Below are 16,126 nucleotides of genomic sequence, written 5' to 3'. Positions count from 1 at the left end.
TCGTTTTACACGCCACCGTTGCAGGGAATTTCCCTTTTGCGATGGATGCCATGACCGACATCACCCTTCCCAACCTGTGGGATGCAGCCCATGCCGCCACTTTGGACGAGCCGGGCAAGCTTTTGTATCGCTCGAACCTGCTGGGCTCGGATTTGCGGATCACCAATTTCGGCGGGGGCAATACCTCGGCCAAGGTGGCCCACAAGGACCCGCTGACCGGGGCTTCGGTGCAGGTCCTTTGGGTCAAGGGCTCGGGCGGGGATATCGGGTCGATGAAGCTGGACGGCTTTGCGACGCTGTATATGGAAAAGCTGGGGCAGTTGCGCGCGCAGTATCGCGGGCTGGACCAAGAGGACGCCATGGTCGAGGCGCTTGGCCATTGCATCTTCAACCTGAACCCGCGGGCGCCGTCGATTGACACCTGGTTGCATGGCTTTGTGCCGAAAGCCCATGTCGATCATGTCCATTCCGATGCGGTGATCGCAATTGCGGCCTCGGCCGATCAGGTGCGGCTGACCGAAGAGATTTTCGGCGGCGAGATCGGCTATCTGCCCTGGCAGCGTCCGGGGATCGACCTGGGGATCAAGCTGGGGGATCTGGCGGTCGCGCGCCCCGATCTGAAGGGGGTCGTTCTGGGCCAGCATGGGCTGTTCACCTGGGCCGATACGGCGGAAGACTGCTATGCGCTGACGCTGGAGATCATCAACAAGGCCGCCGTCTGGCTGGCCGCCAACGAGAAGACCCCCGCCTTTGGGGGCGCCGTGGTCGACAGCCTGTCAGGCGCCGACCGTCTGGCGGTGGCGCGCCGGTTGATGCCCTTGATCCGCGGGCGCATCTCGGGGGCCGAGATGAAGGCCGGGCATTTCACCGATGCCGGCCCGGTGCTGGAGTTCGTCAATTCGGCGCAGCTTGCGGTTTTGGCGCCGATGGGGACCTCTTGTCCCGACCACTTCTTGCGCACCAAGATCAAGCCGCTGGTGATCGCGGCTGACATTGACGCGGCGGGCCTGGATGCCGCGCTGCAGGGCTACCGCGCCGATTACGCGGCCTATTACGACCGTTGCAAACATGACAACTCGCCGGCCATGCGCGACCCCAATGCGGTGATCTATCTGGTGCCGGGGGTCGGCATGATCTCTTTCGCCAAGGACAAGGCCACGGCGCGGATTTCTGCGGAATTCTACCTGAACGCCATCAATGTGATGCGGGGGGCGTCGGGCGTGTCGGTCTATCAGGGCCTGCCGGAGCAAGAGGCCTTCGACATCGAATACTGGCTTCTGGAGGAAGCGAAACTTCAACGGATGCCGAAGCCGAAGTCGCTTGCGGGCCGCGTGGCCTTTATCACCGGGGGGGCGGGCGGCATCGGCTCGGCTTCGGCGGACCGGCTCTTGCGTGAGGGCTGCAATGTCGTGCTGGCCGATATCGACCAGGACTCTTTGGATGAAGTCGTCACCGGTTTCGGCAAGAAATACGGCCGCGACATGGTGCGCGGCGTCTTGATGAACGTGACTTCAGAGGACGCCGTGACCCAGGCCTTCGAGGCGACGGTTCTGGCCTTTGGCGGCGTCGATATCGTGGTGAACAATGCGGGGATCACCACGGCCGCTCCGGTCGAAGATACGACCCTGGCCATGTGGAACAAGACGATGGACATCCTGTCGACCGGCTATTTCCTGGTCGGCCGCGAGGGCTATCGGATCATGAAGGACCAAGGGATCGGCGGGTCGATGGTCTTTATCGCGTCGAAAAACGGGGTCGCAGCCAGCCCGGGCGCCAGCGCCTATTGCACGGCCAAGGCGGCGGAAATCCACCTGGCCCGCTGCATGGCTTTGGAGGGCGCGCCCTTGGGCATCCGCGTCAATGTGGTCAATCCCGATGCCGTGTTGCGCGGGTCCAAAATCTGGGCCGGCGAATGGAGCCAGCAGCGCGCCGCCAGCAACAAGATCAGCGTCGATCAGCTGGAGGACCATTACCGCAAACGCTCCCTTCTGCAGCGGTCGGTTTTCCCCGAGGACATCGCCGAGGGGGTCTATTTCTTTGCCAGCGACCTGTCGAACAAGTCCACCGGCAATTTCCTGAACGTGGACGCGGGCAATGCCGTGTCCTTCACGAGGTAACAGGCGATGATTTCCAGCGATCTGATCGGTCAGATGAACCATGCGGCGCAGGCCGCGCATGAGGACGACTTTGCCAGCCTGGGCCGGCAACTGGCCCGCCGCGGTCTGGACATTCAGGCGGCAACCCAGGCCGCGATGGCCTGGTCGGTGGCCATCCCAACCTGGGGCGTGGGCACCGGCGGCACGCGGTTCGCGCGCTTTCCGGGCGTCGGAGAGCCGCGCAACATCCATGACAAACTCGCCGATTGCGGCGTGATCCAGGCCCTGACGCGGGGCACGCGGACCGTCAGCCCGCATATCCCCTGGGACAAGGTCAGCGATTATAACGCGCTGCGCCAAGAGGCCGCGTCCTATGGCCTGGGCTTCGATGCGATCAACTCGAACACCTTTCAGGACCAGCTTGACCAGGAGGCGAGCTATAAATTCGGCTCCCTCGCGGCCGCCGATCCCAAGGCGCGGGCGCTGGCCATCGCGCATAACATCGAATGTATCGAGATCGGCACGGCCCTTGGCTCTAGCGCGCTGACGGTCTGGGTCGGCGACGGCACCAACTTTCCGGGCCAGCAAAGCCTGGGGGGCATGTTCCGCAGTTACCTCGACTCGGCGGCGGAAATCTATGCCGCCCTGCCCGCCCAGATGTCGATGTTCATCGAACACAAGATGTATGAGCCGGCCTTCTATTCGACGGTGATCAGCGATTGGGGGTCAAGCCTGATGGCCGCGCAGGCCTTGGGTCCGCAGGCGAAATGTCTGGTCGACCTTGGCCACCACGCGCCCAACACCAATATCGAACAGATCGTCGCGCGGCTGATCCATGCGGGCAAGCTGGCGGGCTTTCACTTCAACGATTCGAAATATGGCGACGATGATCTGGATGCGGGCGCGGTCGATCCCTTCCGGTTGTTCCTTGTGTTCAACGAGTTGATCGAGGGCGCGGGCAAGCTGGACCTGGCCTATATGATCGACCAAAGCCACAATGTGACCGATCCGATCGAAAGCCTGATGGGGTCCGCCATCGAGATCGCCCGGGCGCATGTCCAGGCGCGGTTGGTGGACCGCAAGGCCCTGGCCGAGGCGCAGGCGATGAACGACGTCCTGGGCGCGCATCGCATCCTGAAGGCGGCCTATGTGACCGATGTGTCGCCGATCCTGGCCGAAGCGCGGATGCGCCAAGGCGGGGCCTTTGACCCGATCGCGACCTACCGCGCCAGCGGCTACCGCGCGGCCAAGGCGGTCGAGCGCCCGGCGGTCAAGGGGGCCTCGTCGGGGATCGTGTGACCGGTCAAGAGGTTGCGCGCAGCCAATACAGCGGATGCGCGCTGAACCCATGGCAGGCAGAGCCGTCGGGGAAAGAGCTGTCCCAGTTTTCGGGGGTCGTGGGCATGTCGCCCCACGGCCCCCAAAGCCTTTGGATAATGGCGCGGATCGCCTGCCCGCGCCCGGCCTTGTGCAAGGCGGCAAAGACATAGTGATGCATGAAGGGCGAGGCGCGGGTGGCGCACTGACCCGAATCAGGCCCAAAATCCGGCCCCAAATCTGGCCCCAAGCTGGCCGCGATGATCGCCTCGGGGTCATGGGCGGTGTCGGTCAGTGACAGAAAGGCCAGGGCCAACTGGCTGGCCGGCGCGCCGCCCGGGCTTTCGCGCCACCCCTCTTGATCGGGGCCAGGCCCAAGGCGGCGGATCGCCTGTTGCAACGCCGCGGCCTCTGGCCCCCAGCGCCCTGTCAGGCGATGCGCAATCTGCAGCGCATAAAGATAGCGCAGGTTGTAGGTCAGGTTGGGTTCCGCCCGGCTCATGGGCGACCAATCCAGGAACAGCCGCCGCCCCGGTTGGCTGTGGGTCAGGCCGTCCCTCAGGTCATGTTGAAAGCGGCCCAGCATCTTGTGCAGCACGGGCGCCAGGCGGTCCAGCGTGCCGGGCGTGGCGTCCGGGTGGGACAGGTAAAGGTCCAACAGCTCGACCCATGAGAAATTGTAGTCGGTGACGACATAAGACGGCACATCGCCCGGCAGGATCGAGGGCAGAACCCCATCCGCCGCCGCGCCCAGCGCCGCCATCTCCAGCGCGAATTTCAGCGGCCTTGGGTCGTCACTGATGGCCGAAAAGGCCAGCGCCTGAGGCACCGCATCGCCCAACCAGCCCGAGCTTTCCCGCCAGATGCTGTCGACAAAGCCATCCTGCAGACAGGCCAGCGTGGTGCGGCGGCAGGTGTCCACCACCGGGTTCAGCGCGCCCTGGTCGGGATAATCCCTTGGCGTGAAAGGGTAATGCGTGCTGCGGGCCTGCACCCGGGGGGCGGCATCGGACAATAGCAGCAGATACCGCGCGCCACGGGGGGTAAAGGGTTCGACCCGGTTCGGCCCGGGGGTCAGCGCGTAACGGTCGGTGACGCGCATCCGGCAATAGGTCGCAGGGTCCGAGATCAGCGGCAGGTCCCCTGCCAGCTTTTCGGCGTAAGAGATCAGCAGGGTTCCGGGGCCGTCGATCATGACCTCGGGCGCCAGGGTCAGCGAGGACCCCAGGTCATAGATCGTCAGAAGCCCTTCTCCCGGCGCATAGGAAGCGCGGATCTGATCATGGGCGTCGCCCTCGGCCTGGGGCAAGGGCGCGGACAGGATCTTCCAGGGGGTCAGCGGCCGGACCTCTTCGCGCAACAGAGGCAGGGGGCGCGGGTGCAGACCCTGCCACAAAGGCCCCTCGGGCGGCTGGACGATGCGGGCGGGGGCGAAGGTCAGGGCGCGGGGGCGGTGATCCTCGCCCCCCGTGCCATAGATCGACACGCGGGGGACCTCTGCGGCATAGCTTCGATCGCGCGCGACCTGCCAGCCCTTGTCCGAGGGCGCCCCCGCCATGCCGCCGATCCAGGCCGTCGCGGCCCGGGTCACATGGGCGAAATGCGAATAGCCGGGGGAATAGGTCCGGACCTCCAGCAGATTGACGCCGGGCTTCAGCGCATGGCCGATGTCGTGGTCGTCCCACGCCATGGCTTGCGGCCAGGACCGGCAAGGGCCGCGGGCGATGTGCTGGCCGTTGACGAAAAGCCTGTAACGGTGGTCACAGGCGATGACAAAGCGGCCCTGCACTTCGGTCAGGGTGATATGCCTGCGAAAGACCAGATAACATTCCTGCAGGTCGAAAGGATGGTCCGACCCGATCCAGAAGGCGCCTTCCAGCGCTTGGCCCGGGGCGAAAGGGTCTGTCACGGCCCCGTTGCTCACGGCAAGGTCCGGTATTGCTTGGCCAGCTCGCTCACCAGGCGGTAGGCGCGCACCAGCCGCAGAGGTGGGATATCGGGCTGGATGAAATGCCCGCCGTTGAAGATGAACCCGCCGCCCGGCGCATAGATGTGGAAGCGCTGGGTGATGTAGTCGTCCAGCTCGTCGCCATCATACTTCAGCAGGCCGTCCACCACGTCCAGCGACCCATAGATCGTGATCTTGTCACCCCATTTCGCCTTGACCTCGGCCGGGTCGATGCCCGCGCTTTCCTGCACCGGATGCCAGGAGGAAAACCCCATCTCGATCACGTCATCGACGATCTGCAGGATATAACCATCGGAGTGAAGGTTTACCGGCAGCCCCAGCGACCGCGCGTGGGCGACCACGCGCCCGGCATAGGGTTTGATCAGCTTGCGCCAGGCCTTGGGGTTGAACAGCATCGTGCCATTGGACCCCCAATCATCGGACAGGGTCATCATATCCACCCCGGCCTCAACCAACTGATCCACCTGAACGCAAAGCCAATCGGCATAGCGGTCGAAATGGGCGGCCATCTTGTCGGGCTGACCGCCCAGATGCATCCAGCAATTCTCGATCCCCAAGAAAGACGAGGTCCCCTCCACCATGCCCCAGACATGGGCCAGCACCGCCCTTTTGCCATGGTGATCGGCCAAGGCGGTGCGGATGTTCACGCCGCCGAAGTCATAGTTCCAGTCGGAAAACCCCAGCCATTTCGGATCGCGCGGGTCCTCCAGCGGCACGCTTGCCAATTCGCTGATGTCGAACCGTTTCCCGTATTGGTTGGGATAGGGCATCAGGCCGACAAAAACATCGACGCCGAATTCCTCGATGAACTTTTCGCGCGGGCCATAATCGGCGGCCAGCCGTTCGACGAACTGCTTTTGATACAGCCAGCAGTCGATCGGCGTGCGGTCCACCGGACGTCGCGCCAAAGTCGCCAGGACCCGGTCCCGGCCCGTCATCGTCAGGGCGTTCATTCTTCCTCCAGGACCAGCATGTGTCGCCAGTCGGCCAAATCCACCCCGGCGACAAAGGCCGAGTGAAAGCTTTCCCAATGCACCTGTTCCCATTGTGGGATCAGGGTTTGTATCTCGGCCGGGCATTTCTGGATCAACTCGGCATAGGCCGATTCCAAAAGCCGATAGCCCGAGGTGTCCGAGACCTTGTAGCGCGGATGCGGCGCGATCAGCCCGTCTTCGACCATGGCCTGATCCAGGATATCCGACATCTGGTGCAGCAGCTCCAGTTTCCGCGGCCAAGGCGTCTCCAGCCGGGGTGCCTCGTCGACGATGGCGGCCAGACGGGCCCCCATCCGCGGCAGGCGTTCAAAGGCGACGGTCAGCCATTTGTCGTAAGGGTAATACTGGCGGTCCAGAAGGAAGGCCATTTGCACCCCCCAGCGCAGGGACCGCGCAAAGGTGGTGCTGGCGTAAAGCCAGTTCTCGCGCAGGATGGCGCGTTTTAGCGCATAGACCCCCATGCCGGAGAAATACCGCGACCAATGCGCGAGGCGGCGCAGGCGGACGGGCTCGGGATAATAGGCCTGAAGCGCGGTCCGCACCGCCGTAAAGCGGCCACAGGGATCGTGCCAGACCTCTCCGGCCACGACATGGGTGACATCCTCTTCGGGGATGGACAGCCATTCGGCCAGCGTCGCGGGCGGGTGATCCAGCCCGATGGTCGACATCAGGTGATTTTCAAGGCTCGCCACCGTCACACCCCGCGTGCGGGAATACATGACCCCAAGGTCGCGCCCCCGCCAGGTGGCAGGCAGGCGCGCCAGGGCCGCTTCGATGGCGGGCACCTGAGGCATAAGAGCCTGAGGCAGCAGGATATTCACCCGCAGGCCAAAGTGGTGGTCGGTCGAATACTGGTCGTCCAGCCCCAGCACATCTGACCCATAGCCAAAGAACCCCGCCGCCATCTGCTCCAGCGGGAAACCTTCCAACGAGGGCCGCACGACCTCCTCCCAAAAGGCGCGGCTCTCTGCGATGATCGTGCTCATGCCTCCTCCTCAGGTCACGCGGGCATCACCCCCGCCAACCAATCCTTTTGCCGCATCTCTTGAAACGGCCCCCCGCCCTCGTGGTCGTTGAAGACATAGCGCGCCATGTCCTTCGGCCCGCCATAGGCGTTAAAGGCGCCGTAAACCGTCGAGGGCGGACAGACCGTGTCCATCAGCCCGACCGAGAACAGCGCAGGCGCCGTGGCCCGGGCCGCGAAATTGACGCCGTCGAAATAGGACAGGGTGTGGAACACCGCCGCCTCCGCGCCGCGATGCACCGCCAGATAGCGCGCGATTTCAAGGTAAGGGTCGCGCGTCGCCACCGTCACCCCGCGCCAGAAGTCGCACAGGTAAGGCACATCCGGCATGACACCCGAAAGCCCCGGCATCAGCCCCGCCACGGCCAAAGCAATGCCGCCGCCCTGGCTGCCGCCTGTGACAGCGATCCGGTTGAACCCCAGGGCTCGCGCCGCCTCGACCGCACGGACGGCATCGGAAAAGACGCGGCGGTAATAGTAGTCCTCGCGCCGCCTGATGCCCCGCGTCATAAAGCCAGGATGCGCGGGATCAGAGCCCTGGGGGTCCGGCGTCTCACCCATGGCCCAGGTGCTGCCCTGACCGCGGGTGTCCATCACCAGGACCGCGCGCCCCGTGGCGGGCCAGAACAGATGCTCATGGGCAAAGGACCGCCCGCCGCCATAGCCGATATACTTGACGACGACCGAGGTGGCCCCCGGCGGCGCAATCAGCCAGGCCCGCACCTCATGCCCGCCATATCCGGCAAAGCGGATGTCCTCGATGCGAAACACCGGGCCGGCCTCGTGCAGGTGCCGCACCAGGCCAAGGTCATGGCTGCGCCCTTCGGCCAGGGTCGCGGCCCAAAAGGCGTCGAAATCCTCGGGCGCCGTGGCGGGGCTGCGATAGCCTGCCACCGCCTCGGGGGAAAGATCGGGAAAGGGCATGGACACCTCCAAGGCCACTTGACCCCAGAATCACCCCATATTCCAGCCTTTTCAGCGCCCCCTTGGCACCCTATAAGCACCCCCAAAGGAGACCGACATGCGCAAGGCCACCATCTCCCGCAAGACGAATGAGACCGCCATCGAGGTGACGCTTGACCTGGATGGCACGGGCAAGTCCGACATCCAGACCGGCGTGGGGTTCTTTGACCACATGCTGGACCAATTGGCCAAGCATTCCCTCATCGACATGACCATCCGCGCCAAGGGCGACCTGCATATCGACGACCACCACACGGTCGAAGACACCGGCATCGCTATCGGCCAGGCCATCGCGGCAGCGGTCGGCGACAAAAAGGGCATCCGCCGCTATGGCCATTTCGCCTTGGCCATGGACGACGCCCAGGTGGCCTGCGCGCTGGACATCTCGGCCCGGCCCTTCCTGATCTGCGACCTGCCCTTCCCGACCGCGAAAATCGGCAGTTTCGACACCGAACTGGTGCGCGAGTTCTTTCAGGCGCTGGCCACCCATGGCGGCATCACGCTGCATATCGACCGCCGCCACGGCCTCAACAGCCACCACATCGCCGAGGCCGCCTTCAAGGCCGTCGCCAAATCCCTGCGCATGGCGGTGGAAAAAGACCCCAGGAACGACGCCCTGCCTTCCACCAAAGGCGCGCTCTAAAGTCTTTCATACTGACCCAAATATCTCCCGCCGGAGGCCCCGGCATCCGCCCGCAAAGGCCCATCCGAATGTTGACCGTCCTTATAGATTACGACAGCGGCAACCTGCACTCCGCCCAAAAGGCCTTCGAGCGCATGGCGGCCGAGACCGGGGGCCAGATCCTCGTCTCCTCCCGCCCCGAGGATGTGGCCCGCGCCGACCGTATTGTTCTGCCGGGTGACGGGGCCTTTCCGTCCTGCCGAAAGGCTCTGGGCGACCATGGCGGGCTGTTTGAGGCGATCCATGAGGCCGTGACAGCCAAGGCCCGCCCCTTCATGGGCATTTGCATCGGGATGCAGATGCTGGCGACGCGCGGGCTGGAGTATGAACCCACCCCCGGTTTCGACTGGATCGGCGGAGAGGTCACGCGGATCACCCCAGCCGACCCCAGCCTGAAGGTTCCCCATATGGGCTGGAACGACCTGATCCTTGATGCGCAAGGCTCTGGGGCGCAATATTCTGGGGCGCACCCCTGCCTTGCGGGGCTATCGACGGGCGACCACGCCTATTTCGTCCATTCCTACCACTTCAAGGTGGCAAACCCGGCGCATCGCCTGGCCCATGTGGATTACGCGGGCGATGTCACGGCCATCGTCGGCCGTGACAACCTGTTCGGCACCCAGTTCCACCCCGAGAAATCCCAAGCCGCCGGCCTGCGGCTGATCGCGAATTTCCTGACATGGAAGCCGTAACGGGGAAGCCGTAACGGGGAAACTCTGATCACTTCACCCGGCTCCAGTCCTGGGCCCGGCAGATCATGCCCCCCATGACACAGCCCGAGACCGACAGAGCATCGCCCGCAAGGCTCATCTTGGCGGCATAGGTCTTGTCGCGGTCGGGCGCCCATATCTGGCCATCGGCATAGGACCCATCGCCCGCTGGCATCATGTCCCAGACGATCTGACGGCCGATGTTCTCGCTTTCCCGCTTGGCCCCCGTGCTGTCGAAAGCCTGAACCAGCGTCCCGCACAGCGCCGCGCCACAGGTCGCGATCTTCACGTGGCCGAAGTTGCCATTGTCATCGGGCTTGGTCTTCCACAGCCCCTCGACCGGGTCCGCCATAGCTGGACCCGCCATCATCACCAAAGCCAGTATCAGTTTTCTCATGATATCCTCCGCGCTCCCAGAAGTCCGGACCCAGAATGGCGCACAATTTCCCCCTGTAAAGCTTGACGCTGCGTCTTGCGCCTTGGACCACAGAACCCTAAACCCGCGGCCAAACAGGAGGCCCCCATGATCCTTTACCCCGCCATCGACCTCAAGGACGGCAATTGCGTGCGGCTGTTGCGCGGCGAGATGTCAGAGGCCACGATCTTTGGCACCGATCCCGCAGCCCAGGCGTTGAAATTCGAACAGGCGGGCTGCCAGTGGCTGCATCTGGTCGACCTGAACGGCGCCTTTGCCGGAACACCGGTGAATGGCGCCGCGGTTCAGGCGATTTTGGCCGCCATCACGGTCCCGGCGCAGCTGGGTGGCGGCATCCGGGATATGGCGACGATTGCCATGTGGCTGGAAAAGGGCCTCGCCCGTGTGATCCTTGGCACCGTGGCTGTCGAAAACCCCGGGTTGGTTCGTGAGGCGGCAAAAGCCTTCCCCGGACAGGTCGCCGTGGGCATCGACGCCCGCAAGGGGTTCGTGGCCACCAAGGGCTGGGCCACGGAAACCAATGTCCAGGCCACCGACCTTGCGCGCAGCTTCGAAGACGCCGGCGTGGCCGCGATCATCTATACCGACATCGACCGGGATGGCGCGATGCAGGGCCCGAACATCGAGGCAACCGAGGCTCTGGCCCGGGCGGTGACGATCCCGGTGATCGCCAGCGGTGGCGTCTCCCGGATGGCGGACCTGCAGGCGCTGAAGGCCACCGGGGTGATTGCGGGCGCCATCTCGGGCCGGGCGCTGTATGACGGGGCGATTGACCTTGCGGAGGCGCTTCGGGCGCTGACCTGAAGGCGCGGCTGGCCTTGCGGCCCTGGGCTATCGGGCTCGGCGCGAAGATGCCTCCGGCGGGAGTATTTGGGCAAATGTGAAAGAGAGCCCGGCTGGCAAGGCCCCCTTCCCCGCGCGGGCATTTCCGGCTAAACCCTCGCCATGCTGAAAACCCGCCTGATCCCCTGTCTTGATGTCGCCGATGGCCGCGTGGTCAAGGGCGTGAATTTCGTCAACCTGATCGACGCGGGCGACCCGGTCGAGGCCGCGCGCGCCTATGATGCGGCGGGCGCGGACGAGCTGTGTTTCCTGGACATCCACGCGACCCATGAGAACCGCGGGACGATGTTCGACCTTGTCACCCGCACGGCGGAACAGTGTTTCATGCCGCTGACGGTGGGCGGCGGCGTGCGCAGCCATCACGACGTGCGGGCGCTGTTGTTGGCGGGGGCGGACAAGGTGTCCTTCAACTCCGCCGCTGTGGCGAACCCCGATGTGGTGGCCGAGGCGGCCTCGCGCTTTGGGTCGCAATGCATCGTGGTGGCCATCGACGCCAAGACCGTGGCACCCGGACGGTGGGAGATCTTTACCCATGGCGGCCGCAAAGAGACCGGCATCGACGCGGTCGAATTTGCCGTGATGATGGCCGCAAAGGGCGCCGGAGAGATCCTTTTGACAAGCATGGACCGCGACGGCACCAAGGGCGGCTATAACCTGCCCCTGACGCGGGCGATTTCCGACGCGGTCCCGGTCCCGGTCATCGCAAGCGGCGGCGTGGGCACGCTGGACCACCTGGTCGAGGGCGTCACCCAGGGCGGCGCCTCTGCCGTGCTGGCCGCCAGTATCTTCCACTTCGGCACCTATACGATCGGTCAGGCCAAGGCCCATATGCAGGCCGCCGGCATTCCCATGAGGCTGTCATGACGCTTGCCAACCTCGCGGCCACGATTGCAGCCCGCAAAGGCGCCTCGCCCGACTCGTCCTGGACCGCCAAGCTTTTGGCCAAGGGTCCCGAGAAATGCGCCGAGAAATTCGGCGAAGAGGCCATCGAGGCCATCATCGAGGCCGTCAAGGGCGACCGGCCCAAGCTCATCGCCGAGGCGGCGGATGTGCTTTACCACCTGCTGGTGATGCTGGCCGCCCGGGACATCACACTGGACGAGGTCGAAGCCGAACTGACCCGCCGCGAGGCGCAATCCGGCCTGGCCGAAAAAGCCGCCCGCTAAAGCCGCCCGCTGAGGGGCGGCGGGGTGAACCCCGCCCTGCACTGGCTCCACAAGCGCGTCCACGGTCCTGCCAAGGCGGGCGGAAGCCCGCAAGAAGCGCCCCCCACCGCGGCCTGCGCAGCAGGCCGCGCCCCCTCCCCGGGGGGGCGGTGGATTGCGCAAGCAATCCTCAGACCGCGCGGGGAATTCCCCCCTACCGTTTGAACTTGTCGCGCAAGGCGTCAAACGCCCCGCCGCCCGTGGATTTCGGCGCGGCCTGCATCGGCCCTTTTGCGCGGTCCTTTGGCGCAGCCCTCTCGGACCGCTCGGCAGAGGCCGAGGCCCCACCGTCCTTCTTCATCGTCAAGGCAATGCGCTTCCTGGCCACATCGACCTCGACCACGCGCACCTTGACGACGTCGCCGGCCTTGACCACTTCATGGGGGTCCTTGACGAAACGGTCGGCCAGCTGGCTGACATGGACCAGCCCATCCTGATGCACCCCCACATCGACAAAGGCGCCAAAGGCCGCCACATTGGTCACCGTGCCCTCCAAAAGCATCCCGACCTTCAGGTCCTTAATCTCTTCGACGCCCTCGGTAAAGGTCGCGGTCTTGAACTCGGGCCGCGGGTCACGACCGGGCTTTTCCAGCTCGGACAGGATGTCCTGCACCGTGGGCAGGCCGAATTTCTCGTCGACAAAGGCCCGCGGGTTCAAGGCCTTCAGCGCCCCTGCGTCCCCCATCAGGCTGCGGATGTCGCGCCCACAGGAGGCCACGATCTTGCGCGCCACGTCATAGGCCTCGGGGTGGACCGAGCTTGCGTCCAGCGGCTCTGCCCCGTCCCGGATGCGCAAGAACCCCGCCGCCTGCTCATAGGCCTTGGGGCCAAGCCGGGCGACCTTCAACAGCTCACGCCTGCTGCGAAACGGCCCGTTCTGATCGCGATGCGCCACGATGGCCCGCGCGAGGCCCTCTGACAGGCCCGAAACCCGCGCCAACAAGGGCGCAGAGGCGGTGTTCAACTCGACCCCCACCGCGTTCACCGCATCCTCGACCACCTCGCCCAGGCTTTTGCCCAGCCGCCCCTGATCGACGTCATGCTGATACTGGCCGACGCCGATCGCCTTGGGCTCGATCTTGACCAGTTCCGCCAGCGGGTCCTGCAACCGCCGCGCAATCGACACAGCCCCGCGCAAGGACACATCCAGCTCCGGAAATTCCAGCGCCGCAAGTTCGCTGGCCGAATAGACCGAGGCGCCCGCCTCGCTGACCACGACCTTGGCGGGCTTCTCGCGCGATGAATCCGGGGGAAGCAAAGCCAGCATATCCGCCACCAGCTTTTCCGTCTCACGAGACGCCGTCCCATTGCCGATGGCAATCAGCTTGACCCCATGCGCCACCACCAACCGCGCCAGCGTCGCGGTCGCGCCGCGCACATCATTCTTCGGCTGGAACGGATAGATCGTGTCGGTCGCCAGCACCTTGCCTGTCGCGTCCACCACCGCCAGCTTGCACCCCGTGCGGATGCCCGGGTCCACGCCCAGCGTCGCCTTGTCCCCAGCAGGTGCGGCCAGCAAAAGGTCCTTCAGGTTGCGGGCAAAGACCCTTATCGCCTCGGCCTCGGACTTCTCACGCAGCTCTCCCATCAGGTCCAGCACCAAAGAGGTCCTGATCTTGATCCGAAACGCCCAGGCCGCCGCCTCGCGCAGCCACTTGTCCCCCGGGCCCCGGCCTTCGGCGCGCAACACCGCCCCACAAGCCCGCTCACAGGGGCTCTCGCCCTTGGGCGCCTCGGGGTCCACCTCCAGATCGACCGAAAGCATCCCCTCATTCTGCCCGCGCAGCATCGCCAGCACCCGATGCGAGGGCGCCAGGCCCCAGGGCTCTTGATGGGCAAAGTAATCGCGGAACTTCTCGCCCTCGGTCTCCTTGCCCGCGACCATCTTGGCGGACAGAACCCCCACCTTCTTCATATGATCGCGCAAACGGCCCAACAGGCCCGCATCCTCCGACAGCCCCTCGGCCAGGATATCGCGCGCCCCCTCCAGCGCCGCCTTGGTGTCCGACACACCCTCGCGGACAAACCCCGCCGCCAGCGCCACCGGGTCCGCCCCCCGATCGGCCAAGATGGCCTCATACAGCCCCGCCAGCCCCAATTCGCGGGCAATCATCGCCTTGGTGCGGCGCTTGACCTTGTAGGGCAGGTAAAGGTCCTCCAACTCGGCCTTGGTCACAACACCCGCAATCGCCCGGGCCAGGTCATCGGTCATCTTGCCCTGTTCGGTGATCGATGCCGCAATCGCTTCACGCCGCGCCGCAAGCTCGCGCAGGTAAACCAACCGCTCGGCCAGGGTCCGCAACTGGGTGTCATCCAGGCCCCCCGTCACCTCCTTGCGATAGCGCGCGATGAAGGGCACCGTCGCGCCGCCGTCCAACAGCTCCACCGCCGAGGTCACTTGGCCGACAGCGGCCCCGATCTCGGTGGCGATGATCTGGGGAATGGAACGAATGGCCATGCGACGACTCCTTTGCAAGCGGGCGCTGAACATCGCCCCCCACAAGCCCGGACGCAAGCCCCCCCAGACCCATGACCTTGGCCCTTTCACATTGACCCAAATATTCCCGGGGAGGTCTGGAGGGGCAGGCAGCCCCTCCAGCGCTGTCCACCCGGCGCAACACATCCCGCACCAAACCCGCCCATTTTTGGAATATTCATTCCAAATCCGCTTGCCCCGACTCACCCCCTGCGCTAGGCCATCGCCAAACCCAAACCGAAAGGGAAACCCATGCTGAAGGCCAAACTGGGCATCTCGCCCATCTGCTGGTGGAATGACGACCTCGTGGAACTGTCCGACGATGTCTCGCTGGAAGAGTGCCTGCGCCAGGCCTCGGTGGCGGGCTATACCGGCATGGAGACGGGACGGCGCTTTCCGATGGACTATGCCGAGCTGGGGCCGATCCTGAAGGCGCACACTATGTCGGTCTGCGGCGGCTGGTTCTCGGGGACCATCCTGGAAGGCGATATCGCGGAAAACAAGGACCGCATCGCAGCTCAGATGGCGCTGTTCAAGGCGGCAGGCGCGCCCTGCATCGTCTATGGCGAGGTCGCGCGGTCGATCCAGGGCGATCGGTCCAAGCCGCTGGCGACCAAGCCCAAGCTGGATGAAGACCAGATGAAGGTCTATGCCCGCAACATGACGACCTTTGGCGAATGGTGCGCCGAACAGGGGATGCCGCTGTCCTATCATCACCACATGGCCGCCGTGGTCGAGACCGAGGCAGAGCTTGACCTCTTCATGACGCACTCCGGCGCGGGCATCCCGCTGCTGTTCGATGCGGGGCATCTGGCCTTTGCCGGCGGCGATTGCCTGCGCGCCATCGACAACCACCATGCCCGGATCACGCATGTCCACACCAAGGACGTCCGGATGGAGGTCATCAACGCCCTTGACCGCACGCAGGAGTCCTTTCTTGATGCCGTCATGAAAGGCGCTTTCACCGTGCCAGGCGACGGGTCTTTGGACTTCGAAACCATCGTGAAGCGCCTGGCGTCGTATGGCTATGAGGGCTGGTTCGTCGTCGAGGCGGAACAGGACCCGAAAAAGGCTCCGCCGCTGGAATGGTCGACCAAGGGCAACAAAGAGCTGCACCGCGTCATGGCGGCTGCGGGCTATCAGGTCGTCTCGTAAGCCAGGCCCCGGGGTATACCCCGGGCTACGCGGCGGAAGCAGAGCCCTTTTGCGGTGAACGCCGCACTGGCGGATAAACCGGGTGGGTTTCACATCCTCCCCGGTCTTTTGCGGATACACCGGGAGGAATTCATATCCTCCCCGAATCTCATGGGGACGCCCCGGGAGGGTTTCACACCCTCCCCGAATCTCATGGGGACGCCCCGGGAGGGTTTCACACCCTCCCCGAATCTCATGGGGACGCCCCGGGAGGGT

General features: G+C 64.9%; 14 protein-coding genes. 8 read left to right on the top strand and 6 right to left on the bottom strand.

Annotated features, from left to right (window positions below):
* Positions 1 to 50: 50 nt before the first annotated feature.
* Both NX862_RS17725 and NX862_RS17720 read left to right on the top strand, forming a co-directional pair.
* Positions 51 to 2,117 carry a bifunctional rhamnulose-1-phosphate aldolase/short-chain dehydrogenase gene (locus NX862_RS17725; protein WP_264495271.1) on the top strand — a complete coding sequence of 689 codons (2,067 nt, stop codon included), beginning with the start codon at positions 51 to 53 and terminating at the stop codon, positions 2,115 to 2,117.
* Positions 2,118 to 2,123: 6 nt separating this feature from the next.
* A complete protein-coding gene (locus NX862_RS17720) occupies positions 2,124 to 3,395 on the top strand; it encodes a sugar isomerase (protein ID WP_264495270.1) in 1,272 nt (423 codons plus the stop codon).
* Between the two features lie 4 nt (positions 3,396 to 3,399).
* Here the strand turns inward: NX862_RS17720 and NX862_RS17715 are convergent, their stop codons facing one another.
* From NX862_RS17715 to NX862_RS17700, 4 genes are read right to left on the bottom strand one after another with little or no spacing between them, the layout of a single operon-like run.
* On the bottom strand, positions 3,400 to 5,322 hold the full coding sequence (locus tag NX862_RS17715) for a hypothetical protein (RefSeq protein WP_264495269.1): 1,923 nt from the start codon (positions 5,320 to 5,322) through the stop codon (positions 3,400 to 3,402).
* A gap of 11 nt (positions 5,323 to 5,333) precedes the next feature.
* Positions 5,334 to 6,335: a uroporphyrinogen decarboxylase family protein gene (locus tag NX862_RS17710; protein ID WP_264495268.1), complete on the bottom strand. Its 1,002-nt coding sequence runs from the start codon at positions 6,333 to 6,335 to the stop codon at positions 5,334 to 5,336.
* Positions 6,332 to 7,363 carry a DUF4037 domain-containing protein gene (locus tag NX862_RS17705; protein ID WP_264495267.1) on the bottom strand — a complete coding sequence of 344 codons (1,032 nt, stop codon included), beginning with the start codon at positions 7,361 to 7,363 and terminating at the stop codon, positions 6,332 to 6,334. Before NX862_RS17705 ends, NX862_RS17710 begins: the two co-directional genes overlap by 4 nt.
* 14 nt (positions 7,364 to 7,377) lie before the next feature.
* Positions 7,378 to 8,325 carry an acetylxylan esterase gene (locus NX862_RS17700; RefSeq protein ID WP_264495266.1) on the bottom strand — a complete coding sequence of 316 codons (948 nt, stop codon included), beginning with the start codon at positions 8,323 to 8,325 and terminating at the stop codon, positions 7,378 to 7,380.
* Between the two features lie 97 nt (positions 8,326 to 8,422).
* Between NX862_RS17700 and hisB the strand changes: the two genes are divergently transcribed.
* Both hisB and hisH read left to right on the top strand, forming a co-directional pair.
* Positions 8,423 to 9,007, top strand: coding sequence for an imidazoleglycerol-phosphate dehydratase HisB (gene hisB / locus NX862_RS17695; RefSeq protein ID WP_264495265.1), 585 nt, complete (start codon positions 8,423 to 8,425; stop codon positions 9,005 to 9,007).
* Positions 9,008 to 9,075: 68 nt separating this feature from the next.
* Positions 9,076 to 9,738, top strand: a complete 663-nt coding sequence (gene hisH, locus NX862_RS17690) for an imidazole glycerol phosphate synthase subunit HisH (RefSeq protein ID WP_264495264.1) — start codon at positions 9,076 to 9,078, stop codon at positions 9,736 to 9,738.
* 28 nt (positions 9,739 to 9,766) lie between these two features.
* Here the strand turns inward: hisH and NX862_RS17685 are convergent, their stop codons facing one another.
* A complete protein-coding gene (locus NX862_RS17685) occupies positions 9,767 to 10,153 on the bottom strand; it encodes a DUF2147 domain-containing protein (RefSeq protein WP_264495263.1) in 387 nt (128 codons plus the stop codon).
* A 126-nt stretch (positions 10,154 to 10,279) separates the two neighbouring features.
* Between NX862_RS17685 and hisA the strand changes: the two genes are divergently transcribed.
* The 3 genes from hisA to NX862_RS17670 all read left to right on the top strand — a co-directional run bounded on the left by hisA (position 10,280) and on the right by NX862_RS17670 (position 12,201).
* Positions 10,280 to 10,996 (top strand): 1-(5-phosphoribosyl)-5-[(5-phosphoribosylamino)methylideneamino]imidazole-4-carboxamide isomerase, encoded by a 717-nt coding sequence (hisA, locus tag NX862_RS17680; RefSeq protein WP_264495262.1) that lies wholly within the window; start codon positions 10,280 to 10,282, stop codon positions 10,994 to 10,996.
* Positions 10,997 to 11,137: 141 nt separating this feature from the next.
* The gene (hisF, locus tag NX862_RS17675; protein ID WP_264495261.1) at positions 11,138 to 11,899 is read left to right on the top strand and encodes an imidazole glycerol phosphate synthase subunit HisF; all 762 of its coding nucleotides are present in this window, start codon (positions 11,138 to 11,140) and stop codon (positions 11,897 to 11,899) included.
* On the top strand, positions 11,896 to 12,201 hold the full coding sequence (locus NX862_RS17670) for a phosphoribosyl-ATP diphosphatase (RefSeq protein WP_264495260.1): 306 nt from the start codon (positions 11,896 to 11,898) through the stop codon (positions 12,199 to 12,201). The genes hisF and NX862_RS17670 overlap by 4 nt, the downstream gene beginning before the upstream one ends.
* 193 nt (positions 12,202 to 12,394) lie before the next feature.
* Here the strand turns inward: NX862_RS17670 and NX862_RS17665 are convergent, their stop codons facing one another.
* The gene (locus tag NX862_RS17665; RefSeq protein ID WP_264495259.1) at positions 12,395 to 14,698 is read right to left on the bottom strand and encodes a Tex family protein; all 2,304 of its coding nucleotides are present in this window, start codon (positions 14,696 to 14,698) and stop codon (positions 12,395 to 12,397) included.
* A 270-nt stretch (positions 14,699 to 14,968) separates the two neighbouring features.
* Between NX862_RS17665 and iolE the strand changes: the two genes are divergently transcribed.
* Positions 14,969 to 15,871: a myo-inosose-2 dehydratase gene (gene iolE, locus NX862_RS17660; RefSeq protein WP_264495258.1), complete on the top strand. Its 903-nt coding sequence runs from the start codon at positions 14,969 to 14,971 to the stop codon at positions 15,869 to 15,871.
* The last annotated feature ends 255 nt before the right edge of the window (positions 15,872 to 16,126 follow it).

Source organism: Stagnihabitans lacustris (assembly GCF_025950525.1).
GTDB lineage: Bacteria > Pseudomonadota > Alphaproteobacteria > Rhodobacterales > Rhodobacteraceae > Stagnihabitans.
Note: the sequence above shows the minus strand (reverse complement) of the source record. Positions and strands in the feature narration are given on the sequence as shown.

Excerpts from the sequence above, each read along its gene's own strand:
- NX862_RS17720 (WP_264495270.1), top strand. The coding sequence starts at position 2,124 with ATGATTTCCAGCGATCTGATCGGTCAGATGAACCATGCGGCGCAGGCC.
- iolE (WP_264495258.1), top strand. The coding sequence starts at position 14,969 with ATGCTGAAGGCCAAACTGGGCATCTCGCCCATCTGCTGGTGGAATGAC.
- hisH (WP_264495264.1), top strand. The coding sequence starts at position 9,076 with ATGTTGACCGTCCTTATAGATTACGACAGCGGCAACCTGCACTCCGCC.
- NX862_RS17670 (WP_264495260.1), top strand. The coding sequence starts at position 11,896 with ATGACGCTTGCCAACCTCGCGGCCACGATTGCAGCCCGCAAAGGCGCC.
- NX862_RS17685 (WP_264495263.1), bottom strand. The coding sequence starts at position 10,153 with ATGAGAAAACTGATACTGGCTTTGGTGATGATGGCGGGTCCAGCTATG.
- NX862_RS17710 (WP_264495268.1), bottom strand. The coding sequence starts at position 6,335 with ATGAACGCCCTGACGATGACGGGCCGGGACCGGGTCCTGGCGACTTTG.
- hisF (WP_264495261.1), top strand. The coding sequence starts at position 11,138 with ATGCTGAAAACCCGCCTGATCCCCTGTCTTGATGTCGCCGATGGCCGC.
- NX862_RS17725 (WP_264495271.1), top strand. The coding sequence starts at position 51 with ATGACCGACATCACCCTTCCCAACCTGTGGGATGCAGCCCATGCCGCC.
- NX862_RS17700 (WP_264495266.1), bottom strand. The coding sequence starts at position 8,325 with ATGCCCTTTCCCGATCTTTCCCCCGAGGCGGTGGCAGGCTATCGCAGC.
- NX862_RS17705 (WP_264495267.1), bottom strand. The coding sequence starts at position 7,363 with ATGAGCACGATCATCGCAGAGAGCCGCGCCTTTTGGGAGGAGGTCGTG.
- hisA (WP_264495262.1), top strand. The coding sequence starts at position 10,280 with ATGATCCTTTACCCCGCCATCGACCTCAAGGACGGCAATTGCGTGCGG.
- hisB (WP_264495265.1), top strand. The coding sequence starts at position 8,423 with ATGCGCAAGGCCACCATCTCCCGCAAGACGAATGAGACCGCCATCGAG.
- NX862_RS17665 (WP_264495259.1), bottom strand. The coding sequence starts at position 14,698 with ATGGCCATTCGTTCCATTCCCCAGATCATCGCCACCGAGATCGGGGCC.